This is a genomic window from Photobacterium sp. MCCC 1A19761 (assembly GCF_037389125.1).
In the GTDB taxonomy this organism is placed as follows: domain Bacteria; phylum Pseudomonadota; class Gammaproteobacteria; order Enterobacterales; family Vibrionaceae; genus Photobacterium.
This window is the reverse complement of the sequence record NZ_JAZGTF010000003.1, coordinates 38,419-52,382: the sequence shown is the minus strand read 5'-3', so window position 1 is coordinate 52,382 and position 13,964 is coordinate 38,419. Positions and strand designations below refer to the sequence as shown.

Genomic DNA, 13,964 nt, shown 5'->3' with positions numbered 1-13,964 from the left:
AAGAGGGATGTTTATGTCAGTGAAACCTCTGAGCAGTGACAAACTGTATCGTGCGTCAGCCCTGAACGAGCTGGCGGCGGACTGCACCTCGACCAAGCATTTAACACCGCTGGATGAAATTGTCGGCCAGGAACGGGCCCAAAAAGCGGTGGAGTTTGCCATGTCGATTAAAGAAAAGGGCTACAACATTTACGCCGTCGGGCGCAACGGGCTGGGGAAACGGACGATGATCCTGCGCTACCTCAACCGGCATGATCCGAACGGCAGTAGTGTGCCGCTCTATGACTGGTGCTATGTGGCGAACTTTGAAGAAACCCGCAGCCCGAATGTGCTCAAGCTTCCGCCGGGCACCGGTCACCAGTTCAAAAAAGAAATCGAAAAATTGATGCTGCGGCTGGTCAAGGCACTGCCGTTGGCCTTTGACAATGAAATGTATTACAGCCGCTCTGAGACGCTGAAAAACCAGCTGACCCAGAAGCAGGAAAGCTCACTGGTCACGCTGACCAATGAGGCAAAAGAGAAAAGTGTCAGCTTGTCATTGACCCCGCAGGGAGAATACCAACTGGTGGCGATGAACGGCGAAGAGCCGCACACAGAAGAAACTTTTGCCAAGTTGTCGGAAGAAGAGCAGCAACAGTTTGATGATACGATCAGTGAGTTGGAGAAAAAACTCCGGGGGATCGTGCGCCAGCTGACGGAGATGGAAGAAGAGTTTTCTGACAAATTTGAGAAGCTGAACGAAGAGGTGGCGCTGGATGTCGTCGTGCACTTCATCAAGCCGTTGAAAAAAATCTATAAAGGGCTGCCGGAAGTCAAAGCCTATCTGACGGCGATGCAGAAAGACATTCTGGATAACCTGGACATCTTTCTCGAAGAGAGTGAAGAGCAGGTGGCGCTGGCCTATGCGGCACTGGATAAGAAAATGCCGCGCCGCTATCAGGTCAATGTGCTGGTGAGCCAGGACCCGGACATCAAGTTCCCGATCGTGGTGGAAGACAGCCCAAGCTACCACTCGATTTTCGGTTATGTCGAAAATGCCACCTATAAGGGCACGGTGTTTACTGATTTCTCGCTGATCCGTTCCGGGAGTTTGCATCGCGCCAATGGTGGGGTGCTGCTGATGGATGCGGTCAAAGTGCTGGAGCGCCCGTATGTGTGGGACGGTTTGAAACGTGCGCTGCGGGCCCGCAAGCTCAATGTGAATTCGCTGGAGCGTGAAGTGACCCTGTCCGGCACTATTTCGCTGGAGCCGGAAGACATTCCGCTGAACGTCAAAATTATTCTGTTCGGGGACTATCAGACCTACCAGTTGCTGCAACAGTACGATCCGGATTTCAGCGAACTGTTCCGGGTGACCGCCGATTTTGAAGATGAAATGGCGCGGACCGATGCCTCGGAAGCGCAGTACGCCCGGTTTATCTCCAGCATTGTCAATGAAAGCGAGATGCTGCACTGTGATCGCAAGGCCATTGCCCGGATCATCGATTACAGCTCCCGTCAGGCGGGTGATCAGAACAAGCTGTCACTGCACTCGGCCGACATTGCCAACCTGTTGCGTGAGAGTAACTACGTGGCGAAATCGTCCAAAGCGACGATGATCCGTGCCAACCACGTGGAGCAGGCGTTGCTGAGCCAGGAGATGCGGGTCAGCCGGCTCAAAGATCAGGTGATGCAGACGTTTCAAAATGGCACCACGCTGATTGATACCGAGGGGGCTGTGACCGGGCAAATCAACGGGTTGTCGGTGATTTCGACCACCGATTATCAGTTCGGCGCGCCGAACCGGATCACCGCCAGCACTGCGTTTGGTGAGGGGGAAGTGTTTGACATCGAGCGACAGGTCAAACTGGGCGGGCGGATCCACTCCAAAGGAGTGATGATCCTATCGGCTTATCTGGCGTCAGTTTTCGGCCGGACCAAGACGATTCCGCTCAAAACCCACCTGACGTTCGAGCAGTCATACGGCGGGGTGGACGGCGACAGTGCGTCGATGGCAGAGCTGTGCGCCATTGTGTCGGCGTTTTCCCAGACGCCGCTGCGTCAGGATGTGGCGATCACCGGTTCCATGAACCAGTTTGGTCAGGCGCAGCCGATTGGCGGCGTGAATGAGAAGATTGAAGGCTTCTTTGATGTCTGTGTCATCAAGGGGCGTCAGTCGACGCAAGGGGTGATCATTCCGCAGTCCAACGCCCATAACCTGATGCTGCGTAAAGACATCGTGGAAGCGGTGGAAAAAGGCGAGTTCCATATCTGGGCGATCAGCCATGTGTCGGAAGCGATTGAGATCCTGACCGGCAAACCGGCCGGAACCTGGTCGGAAGAGGCGGGATATCCGCTCGATTCCGTGTTCGGCCAGGCACAGGTCAAGCTGAATGCGCTGCGGCTTTAGCGAGTCAAGGTTCGCGGCGTAATCAAGTTAGCGGGGCAGGGAAAGCCTGATCCTTACTTTCTCATAACAAAGCGTCGGCAGCCGTGCCGACGCTTTTTTTATTCGTATCGATTGTGAGGGTTCGCAGGTATGTCCGCGTCATAATCAGGTGCTGGTCGCAGCGATGGATTAGCCGCGCGCGAGTTTATGGTGAGCCCGCGAGAAATGACCGGCACAAAAAGCGCCGACAATCGACAGCTCGCCCGCCAGACACAGGGAAGCACAAACCTCGGCCAGCGCTTGTGACTGACCGCTGCCGACCAGGCCGAGCAGATCCAGGCAGGCATGCTGACTGGGCAGGGAAGTACCGCCGCCGATGGTGCCCAGCATAAGGTTTGGCAGCGTCACCGAAGCGTAGAGATCGCCATTGTCCGCCACTTCAATCCGTGTGATCCCGACCGCTGATTCAGCCACGCAGGCGGCGTCCTGGCCGCAGGCAATATAGAACGCAGCCAGCGCATTGGCGTAGTGGGCGTTGATCCCGATGCTGCCGCTCAGCGTGCCGCCGACCGTGGTCATCCGGGTAAAGTCCGCCATTTGTGCCGGGGTGGTGTGGAGATACTGTTTGATCAGCGCCGGGGGGATGTGAACTTCTGCCGTGACTTTCTTGCCGCGCACACTGCGCAGGGTTTGTGCGGTGGCCTTCTTATCGCCGGACAGGTTGCCGTCCAGGTAGGCTTGCGTCGGTTTCACCGGTGTGTGGTGAAGAATATATTCAAACACCGCGTTGGTCGAAATGGTCACCATGTTCTGGCCCGATGCATCGCCGGTCAGATATTCGAACACCAGGTAGACGTGGTTGCCTTCAATATTGACGCTGATATCCGACAATTTGCCGTGGCGGGTGGTGGATTCTGCCACCTGCTTGAACGCGTCATATTGCGTGACCGCCCAGGCGACGAACTGTCCGGCATGGGCCAGATCGGCAAAGGCAAAACACGGCGTGCGGGTAACCCCTTCATTGAGCAACATCGCGGTGGCACCGCCCGCCTGGGTGATTAGCTGCGCGCCACGATGATAAGAAGCCACCAGAGCTGCTTCTGAAGTTGCCAACGGCACCGTGTAATCGCCCTGAGCAAACAGGCCGTTGACCCGCAGCGGGCCGGCAATCCCGACCGGCAGTTTAACCGTGCCGATAAAGTTCTCGATGTTTTTCTGGTAGCAGGACATCTGCGCTTGCGTCGCAGGATCGAGTAGCTGGGCTTTGGCGTCGTCGTTGTCCAGAACCTGCCAGCGTTTTTCCACACTGCTCGGGGTCAGGAACGGGGAGCGGGGAAGTCTACGCACTGGGGTTGCGTGATCCGGGCTCAGGCGTTGCTGCATTTCCTCGGCAGACAAATGGCTGAGCACGGAGGTCAGGTAATCCCGGCGGTGCAGGTTGAGTTTTGGCATAGCAATACTTCTTCGCTAAAGTTGGCCGCTGATTGTAGCGTCTGGAACTGAAATTACTACTCCTGCCACTGGCGATAGCGACGATCCGCCAAAGGAGAGTCCATGGCCGTGATGCCGGTGTTGGACGGCTTGAACCAACAATATGGCACAGATATACAGCACCTGTGGTCGCGCCGGGTGATGGATGACATGCGTGAGCATTCATGGGGGGAGGCTGTTTGGACCAAAAAACCGGAAACCCGAAGGTTTCCGGTGAGGGTGATACAGATGCAGACGCAGAGACAGAGGAATCATGAGGGATTCTGTCCCTGCACACGAAAGACTCAGCTTGAACTATTGAGTCGATGCCTGAAGGGTGACGCCCGAGAATTGGCGATAGCCATCGAGTAATATCGAGTAGGTTCCCGGTGTCGCCCCGGTAAAGGTACACACTTCGTTATTTCCATTTCGGTACGGGCGACAATCCCAGTTCTGTTTGCTGGCTTCTGAGCCATGTGCAACATACAGGTCAACATCCCCCGATCCGCCGGACGTGCTGATCTTCAGGGTTTTCTGTGCTGGCAGTTCAAAGCGATATCGCACCTGACTGCCCGTTGTTCCGGACAAACCGTTCACCGGTACACCGTCAATCAGTACATTGTCTGTTGGCGGTGGCGGGGTGCCGCCGACAGCACTCGCCATTTCGATGGCGTAGGCGAGGCCCAGTTGGGTGAACTTCATCGCATGTGAACCGGTAGGATCTGAGTTCTGCAGCGTGTCATTCGTCGTATGGATCATCGGGTTGTAGTCATTGAACTTCGATTCAAAAGGCATGGCCGCAGAAAAACCGGCTTTATGCCATGAGGCGTGATCTGAACAGGCATAACCACAGGTGTCGAATCCGTAGGTTAAGCTCGGCAAATACTCATCAACCAACTGGCTCAGGAAGGAGGTCAGATTGCTGTCCGTGTAATCCGTGATAAAGACAATATCTTCAACCGATCCTTTGTAGTTGGTCATGTCCAGCTGTAAGGCTGAAATGACTTTTTTACCTTCGGCTTTATATTGGTTGGCCAGATCTTGGGAGCCGCGCAATCCCACTTCTTCGGCGGCATAGGCCATGAAGGCAATACTGCGTTTCGGCTGGAAATTGTTCTCCGACAGCACGCGAATAATTTCCGTCACGCTGGCAATCCCTGAAGCATCATCATCGGCGCCGGGCGCGACACTCTGCTCATTGGTATGTGAGCCGATGGTGGAATCCAGGTGTCCCCCCAAGACGATCCATTCATCCGGTTTTTCTGAACCCGTGATCGTCAAGACGACGGATTTCTGATTGTAACCAAAGTGCGGCACTTGGGTAACGCTGGCATTGGGCAGAGCGGTGCTCAGCGAACGCCATTCATTGGCCAGCCAGTCGGATGCTTGCGCGCCGGAAGTGGTGGTATAAAAACGGTTGATGAAGCTGGTCAATGAACTGATTGTGCTGGTAATTGCTTGTGAACTGACCTGAGGCAACCAGGCGTTCACGGTGTCTTGCTGGCTGATCACCGGGATCGGAAAAGCAGCAAGAGACTGCGGGATGTTGCTGGCTGCAATGGCACTTTCTGCAGATGAATGGACCATATAACCGCCGCAGCGCTGATGGTCTTCGTGCATGTGATGCGAAAGCTCAGCCAATTGACTGGAATCCACCTGCCCAACCCACACGGGCCCGCTGCTGGCCAAGGACTCCGGCAATAAAGCGCGCGCGTTGTGCTGCATGACGGATTTCACGGTTTCACTGGCATCTGAACCAATGGAGATCCAGACTTTGTCTTCGGCATAAGCCTGGGTACAAACCGTTGAAATGAGGAAAGCCAAAAGCGTTGTTGTGTTTCTCATATTCTCCTCCCTGGAGATTTTTATAAAATCAACAAAACGTAGGTCATTTTGGCTGGAATGCGAAGTTATTCCTTTTGAATCAACGTGTAACGCAAGGTTGTCACAAAATCATCAGTAGCGTTTTAGATGACGATTTTTTAGGGGAAGATAGGGTAAATGAGAGGGTTGTTGATATTTAATGGAGGAAATGAGCGGATAGCCAATATTTAAAATTTTATAGAAAAAACGGGGAAACTGAGTATTTGCGCTTGGCTTGGCTTGGCTTGGCTTGGCTTGCTTTCATTCCGCCATGCATACAAGCGTAGCAATTAGGTCGTCGCAACCCATACGGTTACAACCCACGCAATTTTTCCGACGCTGCGGGCTCATCTTTTTGGGCAACTGCCAGGAAGGTCGCCATGGCGCTGATGTCGAGGTAGCCGTCGGCTTTCTTATGGGCCCGGAGAAACTGATAACCGGTCACCAGTTGATGCAGTTTGGCCGCATCTTCGGCGGTGAGTTCATGGCCGTGAACATGGGCATAGGCAGCATGCAACGCCTCGCGGTCCACAACTTCGGCCTGGCGATACAGGTAGCCACAACCGGTGGCGAGCCACTCCAGCGAGCAATTGGCTTTCATGGCGATTTGATTGGCTTTGCTCAGGCTCGGCTCGCTGCCGTTTAAGTATTTTCGGATCAGGGCTTCACTGAGTTCGACCCGGCGGGCAAAGCCACTGATACTCTCTTCACCAATCAGTGATTTCAGACGTGATGCTAATGACATAGTTCGTACTCCGGTTCGAAGGGTGGGGGTTATAACATTGCGACAGGGGGGAAACAAGCCTAGGATGGTCGGCAATGATGACGCAAGAGGGAGCCAACCACATGGTGGCAAAAGTTGAGTTAACGCCGCAGGGACCACAATTTTCTGAGTTGGTCCAGGGCTACTGGCGTCTGGCAGACTGGGGCATGACCCCGGCGCAGCGCCTGGATTTTCTGAAGCAGCACCTGGCGTTGGGGATCACCACGGTAGACCATGCCGACATCTATGGTGGTTATCGCTGTGAAACCCTGTTTGGTGAAGCGCTTGCGCTGGAGCCGAGCATACGCGATCAGCTGGAGATTGTGACCAAGTGCGATATCAAGCTGTGCTCTGACCAATATCCGGCGCAACGGATCAATCATTATGACACCAGCAAGGCGCACATTGTTGACTCGGTCAACAATTCTCTGGCCCGCCTTCAGGTCGAAATGATTGATGTCCTGCTGATCCACCGCCCGGATGTGCTGATGGCGGCCGATGAAGTGGCTGAGGCGTTTGCCGAGCTGAAACAGCAGGGCAAAGTGAAGCACTTCGGGGTGTCGAATTTCACGCCGTCTCAGTTTGAACTGCTGCAATCGCGCCTGGATGCGCCGCTGGTGACCAACCAGGTGGAGATTAATCCGCTGAACTTCGAAGTGGCCCATGACGGTACGCTGGATCAGCTGCAGATGAAGCGCACCAAGCCGATGGCCTGGTCATGTCTGGCTGGTGGTGAAATTTTCTCCGGTCAGTCTGAGCAGGCCGTTCGGGTACGCAACGAACTGGAAGCGATCCGTGAAGAAGTTGGCGCGCAAAGCATTGATCAGGTGATTTATGCCTGGGTGCGTCGTTTGCCGTCCAAGCCGCTGCCGATTATCGGCTCCGGCAAAATAGATCGGGTGCAGGCGGCTGTGGATGCGCTGAAGATTGAGCTGACCCGTGAGCAGTGGTTCCGGGTCTGGGTGGCCTCCAAAGGCCACGGGGTGCCATAAGCGACAACCCGCAGACGTTTTTGCCTGTGATTGAAAGCCTCACGTCCCGTACGTGAGGCTTTTTTGGTGCTGGTGTTGGTTGTTTTGGTGACGTTGTCACCTTTGGGGGAGGTAAGGCTATTGGCATCGAAGCTTGTTGCGTCAAAGCTGCTTGTGTCGAAGCTTTTGGCGTCAACGCTGCTTACGTTAAAGCTTCTTGCGTTGAAGCTTCGGCGCACGGCGTGCCGTCAGCCGTCATCCCCCAAGAGCGGACTATGGAACTGATCCGGCTTGAGGGTTAATACCGAGCACTGAATATTATCTAGCATAAACTCGGCGGTATTGCCCATCACAAAACCGGCGATGCCGGTGCGCGACAGGCTGCCCATGATCACCAGATCAACGTCGTGGTTGTTGATATAGTCCGGCAGCACGGTTTTGGCGTTACCTTCGAGCATGATCATCTGCATCGGCACTCGGCTGTGCGGATAATCGGCCATCAACTGGGCCAGCCGATCTTCCCGATCGTCCCGGAGCTGCTGGGCGATGACCGCAATTTCCAGATCACTGCACCGGCTCCAGTCTCGTAAATATCCCTCACTTTCCAGCTCCCAGGCGTGACAGAGCGACAGCCGGGATTCATTGATGATGGCAAACTCATAGGCATGGCGCAGCAGCTTTTCGTTCAGCGCTGTATTGTCGAGATGGCTGACATCCAGCGACACCACGATATGGTCGAGCTTGGGGGGCTCTTGCTGTTGGTGCAGGGCCCAAATCGGTACTTCAGATTCACGCATCAGGTGTCGGGTGGACGTGCCCCACTGGCAGGCTGTTGCTTTGTGTTCGCGGTGGGCGTCGATGACAATCATATCGACCCGGAGTTGCGAGGCTGCTTTGATGATCTCCACATAAGGTACCCCGGTGACTACCTGGCTGTGAAACTCAATGTCCGGGTATTGGGCTTGCAAATCCTGCACGTGCTGGTCCAGTTGCCGTTGGCACTCGTGGGTCGCATGTTCGAGCAGGCTGAGGGTTGACACCGAGTAACGGCTGAGGTCGGCCAGCTCGGCTAACTCTTCGATGATGGTCAGGAGTGTGACTTTGGCCTGGATCACATTGGCAACGTGCAGTGCCTGATGAAATGCAGCGCCCAGGACCTGTTTGGGCGCCAGGGGAAAAAGGAAGTGACGGTAGATCATTTCAGCCTCCGGAGGTCTGTTGGTCTCTCAGACAGTGTGGTCTACGGAGGGCTGATTTTGCCACTGGTGCCCGGAAATTCTCAGAAGCTGTGCTGGCAACCGGTGGTGAAGAGGGCCCCGTTCTTGCGATGAAACAACCGCTGATAGGGTTCAGCGGCGGGTACGGACGCGATAGTGGTAGAACACCTCTATCAGTCCCTGATATTCGATGGTACCGGGCTTGCGTGATAGCTCCCTGACTGTGACATAGCTGTCGTCGATTTTCACCGAACGGACATCGAGCCGGTTGATCGGCACGTGCAGGGTCCGGTGCAGATCATAGGCGCTCTGTTGGGCCAGTGCTGACATTAGCTGGTGGCCTTGCTGGTAGGCGGCTTCTTTGCTCGAAACTAAGTCGGTGCGCAGGGTATAAAAACCGTTTTGATGCTGATAGCGGTTGATGGTTGCAAAGTGATCGGCGACAACGCCTGTACTGAACAGAGAGCTGAACATCACAAGGGTGGCGATCGTGAGGGTTTTCTTCATGGCTGTTCTCCTCCACGCGAAGTCTGTGTGTCAGACAGTGACTTTGCCGCGGCTGGAGGAAATCGCGCAGTCTGTCTGGTATCTCGCCCCTACTTTTTGTGAGTTATTTTTGTACGCTAATTTATACCCCTAATTTTATGACTGAAGCACCCGGGTCGCAAATTCTCCCGCCGATCTTCCTCTGAGTCATCCCCTGAAATGTGAGTTAACAAAAAGTAATTTTTGATCTGTTCTCGGGACTATCCCTGAGTCTCGCCTTTATCGTCTGATCTGGTCATGGCCCGAGCGTGGGTCTGAACTGTGCCGTCATTGCTGTGAATTACCTGCTTAAAGGTTAGAGTGCTAATTAATTTTGGTGCTTCACATGCTGTGACCTGACATGATCCCGGAATGGAGCGGATCCCTGCCTGATTTTGAACTGTTATTGAGTGACTTTTGATGGTTTTTTCACCTGGCCTGAAGGCGGATAGCGATGTTGAATCGCCGAAACAGCGTGTCAGGCTTGTCTGAAAAACAGACTCGATAAAGTCGTTTTTGATCGAAACAATTAATTTTTTTGAAAATAAATCATTTTCAATTTTACTTGTTTAAATTCAGTTGCTTATTGTTGTTTCTGGTTAATCGTTCGCGTAGCTAAAGATTACTGCACGAAACAATTTCCTTGATCTGGCACGGGGATCGTGTAGATTTGTTTTTAATTAAACGTTCAATCAAAAAACATTTGGGTAACATTTATGCCGAAGGTTGGGATGCCGGAAATACGTCGGCCGCAGCTGGTCGAAGCGACCATGGCGGTGATTGATGAGGTGGGATTGTCCGGGGCCAGTGTGGCCCTGATCAGCCGGAAGGCCGGGGTTTCCTCCGGGATCATCAATCATTATTTCGGTGGGAAGCATGGTTTGCTGGAAGAGACCATGCGCTCGGTCCTGCGTCAGTTGTCCGCGACCTCGATTTCCTATTTGAGCGCGGTTGACCCCCAGGATGTGAGCGCACGGATCAAGGCGATTGTGGCGGCCAACTTCGACAGCTATCAGGTTGAAAATAAGGTGGTAAAAACCTGGCTGGCTTTTTGGGCTCAGTCGATGCATGACCCGGCGCTGTACCGATTGCAGCGAGTGAATGAAAAACGCCTGCTCTCCCATTTGCGGCGTGAGCTCAAGCGGGTGCTTCCGGCGCAGGACGCGGCGTTTGTTGCTCAGGGCATTGCGGCGTTAATCGACGGGATCTGGTTGCGTGGGGCATTGAATCCGGACGGGATTTGCCCGCAGCAGGCGCAGCGGATCATCCTGGATTATCTCGATAAGCAGCTGGTGGCGCTGAACGTATCAGGCCAGTGAGCACGATTGAAGTGCGGCCGGGCGGTCGCATCACGGCAATGACTAACGTAAAAATTCTGAAGGCAGTTTGATGACAATGAAATCTCTTTACCTCAATGGTCAGGCGGTTGAGACAACCTCTGGCGAAACGTTTTTGACCTACAACCCGGCGACCGGCGAGCCGCTGGCGGAAATCGGCCAGGCCTCAAGCGCCGATGTTGAGCGCGCTATTGCTTCGGCGCACGAAGGTTTCAAAGTCTGGTCAGCGATGAGTGGTGCCGAGCGGGGCCGGATCCTAATGAGAGCCGTCACGATCCTGCGTGAGCGTAACGACGAGCTGGCTGCCCTGGAAGTGAAAGATACCGGCAAGCCGCTGCAGGAAGCGATTGCGGTCGATATTGCGACCGGCGCCGACGTGATTGAGTACTACGCCGGGCTGGCTGCGACCATTCACGGTCAGCAGCAGGATCTGGGTCATAATCAGTTCTTCTACACCCGTCGTGAGCCATTGGGCGTGTGTGCCGGAATTGGTGCCTGGAACTATCCGATCCAGATCGCGATGTGGAAATCTGCGCCGGCGCTGGCGGCCGGGAACGCGATGGTGTTCAAGCCGTCGGAAGAAACCCCGCTGACCGCATTGAAGCTGGCAGAAATTTTCACCGAAGCCGGGGTGCCGGATGGCGTATTTAACGTGGTGCAGGGTGATTACCGGGTCGGTCAGATGCTGTCGCGCCACCCGGACATTGCCAAGGTGTCATTCACCGGGGAATGCGGCACCGGCAAGAAAGTGATGGCCGATGCAGCGGGTACGCTGAAAGACATCACTATGGAGCTGGGCGGTAAATCGCCGTTGGTGGTATTCGATGATGCCAATCTGGAGAACGCAGTGTCTGCGGCCATGATGGCCAACTTCTACACCCAGGGTGAAGTGTGTACACACGGTACCCGAGTGTTTGTTCATGACTCAATTTACGATGTGTTCCTGGAACAACTGGCAGTGCGTACGGCCAAGTTGGTGATTGGCGATCCGGCGGATATGCGAACCCAGATCGGCGCGCTGATCTCCCGCGATCACATGGAAAAAGTGCTGGGCTTTATTGAAGCCGGGAAAGCATCCGGCGCACGCCTGATCTGCGGCGGTGCGCGGGAAACCGGCAACGGTCTGGAGAACGGTAACTTTGTTCAGCCGACCATTTTTGCCGACTGCACCGACGACATGCCGCAGGTGAAAGCGGAAATCTTTGGCCCGGTAATGTCGGTGCTGCGCTTCAGCGATGAAGCCGAAGTGATCCGCCGTGCCAACGATACCCAGTACGGCCTGGCTGCCGGGGTCTTTACCCAGAACCTGTCACGCGCCCACCGGGTGATTGCTCAAATTGAAGCCGGGATTTGCTGGGTGAATACCTGGGGTGGCTCACCCGCGGAGATGCCGGTCGGTGGCTATAAGCAATCGGGGATTGGCCGTGAGAACGGGATCGAAACCCTGAACCACTACACCCAGAACAAGAGCGTATTGATTGAACTGGGCGATCTTGAATGTCCGTATGACTAACGCGCTGGCCCCGGTGCCAGCCGGGGCTTTCCACAGCCAGAAGACAGAATGACAGGAGAGCTCAAATGACTACAACATATGATTACATTATTGTCGGTGCCGGTTCGGCCGGGTGTGTGCTGGCCGACCGACTGACCGCTTCGGGCGAGCATAAGGTGCTGCTGTTAGAAGCGGGCGGTACGGATCGCAGTATCTTTATCCAGATGCCGACCGCGCTGTCGTATCCGATGAACAGTGACCGATATGCCTGGCAGTTTGAAACCCAGCCGGAAGCCGGGCTCGATGATCGCCAGCTGCATTGCCCGCGCGGCAAGGTGCTGGGTGGCAGCTCATCCATCAACGGGATGGTTTATGTCCGCGGACATGCCTGCGACTTTGATGAATGGGCTGAACACGGTGCTGAGGGCTGGCGCTATCAGGACTGTCTGCCGTATTTCCGTCGCGCCGAATCCTGGGTTGGCGGCGAAGATGATTACCGTGGCGGCGATGGCCCAGTGGCCACCTGTAACGGCAACGACATGAAACTCAACCCGCTGTACGCGGCATTCATTGATGCCGGTCTGGAAGCGGGTTATCCGAAAACCGACGATTACAACGGTTATCAGCAAGAAGGCTTTGGCCCGATGCATATGACGGTTAATCACGGCGTGCGGGCATCGACTTCAAATGCTTACCTGCGCCGGGCGATGAAGCGTCGTAACCTGACGCTGAAAACCGGCGTGGTGACCCGTAAAGTACTGCTGAAAAACAAGCAGGCGATTGGGGTCGAGATTGAAAAGGGCGGCAAGATCGAATCGATCTACGCCAACACCGAAGTACTGCTGTCGGCAGGCTCAGTCGGCTCACCGCAGCTGCTGCAACTGTCCGGCATTGGCCCGAAAGCAGTGCTGGAGCAGGCCGGCGTTGAAGTCACCCATGATCTACCGGGCGTCGGTGAAAACCTGCAGGATCACCTGGAAGTGTACTTCCAGTATGAGTGCGAGCAGCCGATCACCCTCAACAGCAAGCTGGGTCTGATCAGCAAGGGCTTGATCGGCACCCGCTGGATCCTGCGCAAAGACGGCCTGGGCGCGACTAACCATTTTGAATCCTGTGCGTTTATTCGCTCCCGCGCCGGGCTGAAATGGCCGAACATCCAGTATCACTTCCTGCCGGCAGCGATGCGCTATGACGGTCAGGCGGCCTTTAACGGCCACGGTTTCCAGGTCCACGTCGGTCCGAATAAACCGGAGAGTCGCGGCCGGGTCAGGATTGGCTCTGCGGATCCGCACCAGAAACCGAACATTGAGTTTAACTACATCAGTACCGAGCAGGATCGCCAGGACTGGCGCGACTGTATCCGCCTGACCCGTGAAATTCTCGCCCAGCCGGCGATGGATCACTATCGCGGCACCGAGATCCAACCGGGCGCGGCGGTCAACACCGATGCCGAAATCGATGCCTGGGTGCGCCAGAATGTCGAAAGTGCCTACCACCCTTCCTGTACCTGCAAGATGGGCGCAGACACCGATCCGATGGCGGTGCTGAACTCAGCTTGCCAGGTACGTGGGATTGACGGTTTGCGCGTGGTCGACTCCTCCATTTTTCCGACCATCCCGAACGGCAACCTCAATGCGCCGACCATCATGGTGGCGGAAAAAGTGGCCGATGCCATTTTGGGGAACGCCCCCCTGGCTTCTTCCGATGCACCGATCTGGATCGCGCCGAACTGGGAAAGCCAACAGCGCTCCGGCCAGGCGAAGCGCCCGCTGGAGATCAGCACACAGCCGGTAGCTGTCACGAGCTGATCGCGTTGTACGCTGCGGCCCTGCTTCATACCGACCTGCATGGGTTAAAGTCAGGAAGCTCAGGAGCCCGGCGAAAGTAAGACGAACGGCGAGTATTCGCCGAAATGAATCACACAGGCTTATCTTCTGCGACGCCATGACAGCGGGCAG

Annotated in this window: 10 protein-coding genes; 5 read left to right on the top strand and 5 right to left on the bottom strand. The window is 55.2% G+C overall.

All coding sequences use genetic code 11. The annotated features are described in order from the left end of the window. The first annotated feature begins 13 nt into the window (after positions 1-13). Positions 14-2,389 carry a Lon protease family protein gene (locus VV869_RS05310; protein WP_337733938.1) on the top strand — a complete coding sequence of 792 codons (2,376 nt, stop codon included), beginning with the start codon at positions 14-16 and terminating at the stop codon, positions 2,387-2,389. 168 nt (positions 2,390-2,557) lie between these two features. Here VV869_RS05310 and VV869_RS05305 read toward each other — a convergent pair whose 3' ends face one another. From VV869_RS05305 to VV869_RS05295, 3 genes are all read right to left on the bottom strand, one after another. Beyond that, positions 2,558-3,820, bottom strand: coding sequence for a hydroxymethylglutaryl-CoA reductase (locus tag VV869_RS05305; protein WP_337733937.1), 1,263 nt, complete (start codon positions 3,818-3,820; stop codon positions 2,558-2,560). A gap of 333 nt (positions 3,821-4,153) precedes the next feature. Continuing rightward, on the bottom strand, positions 4,154-5,683 hold the full coding sequence (locus VV869_RS05300) for a M28 family metallopeptidase (protein WP_337733936.1): 1,530 nt from the start codon (positions 5,681-5,683) through the stop codon (positions 4,154-4,156). Positions 5,684-6,014: 331 nt separating this feature from the next. Beyond that, the gene (locus tag VV869_RS05295) at positions 6,015-6,446 is read right to left on the bottom strand and encodes an XRE family transcriptional regulator (protein ID WP_337733935.1); all 432 of its coding nucleotides are present in this window, start codon (positions 6,444-6,446) and stop codon (positions 6,015-6,017) included. A 101-nt stretch (positions 6,447-6,547) separates the two neighbouring features. On the opposite strand from VV869_RS05295, the gene VV869_RS05290 reads away from it, so the two are divergent. After that, complete coding sequence (locus VV869_RS05290) at positions 6,548-7,456, top strand: aldo/keto reductase (protein WP_337734189.1); 909 nt, start codon at positions 6,548-6,550, stop codon at positions 7,454-7,456. A gap of 227 nt (positions 7,457-7,683) precedes the next feature. Here the strand turns inward: VV869_RS05290 and VV869_RS05285 are convergent, their stop codons facing one another. Next, positions 7,684-8,634: a universal stress protein gene (locus VV869_RS05285; RefSeq protein ID WP_337733934.1), complete on the bottom strand. Its 951-nt coding sequence runs from the start codon at positions 8,632-8,634 to the stop codon at positions 7,684-7,686. Positions 8,635-8,784: 150 nt separating this feature from the next. Next, positions 8,785-9,159 (bottom strand): DUF3316 domain-containing protein, encoded by a 375-nt coding sequence (locus tag VV869_RS05280; RefSeq protein ID WP_337733933.1) that lies wholly within the window; start codon positions 9,157-9,159, stop codon positions 8,785-8,787. Between the two features lie 734 nt (positions 9,160-9,893). On the opposite strand from VV869_RS05280, the gene betI reads away from it, so the two are divergent. From betI to betA, 3 genes are all read left to right on the top strand, one after another. Further along, positions 9,894-10,496, top strand: a complete 603-nt coding sequence (gene betI / locus VV869_RS05275) for a transcriptional regulator BetI (RefSeq protein WP_337733932.1) — start codon at positions 9,894-9,896, stop codon at positions 10,494-10,496. Positions 10,497-10,566: 70 nt separating this feature from the next. Next, positions 10,567-12,027, top strand: a complete 1,461-nt coding sequence (gene betB, locus VV869_RS05270; protein ID WP_337733931.1) for a betaine-aldehyde dehydrogenase — start codon at positions 10,567-10,569, stop codon at positions 12,025-12,027. Between the two features lie 65 nt (positions 12,028-12,092). Then, the gene (gene betA / locus VV869_RS05265) at positions 12,093-13,814 is read left to right on the top strand and encodes a choline dehydrogenase (protein ID WP_337733930.1); all 1,722 of its coding nucleotides are present in this window, start codon (positions 12,093-12,095) and stop codon (positions 13,812-13,814) included. The last annotated feature ends 150 nt before the right edge of the window (positions 13,815-13,964 follow it).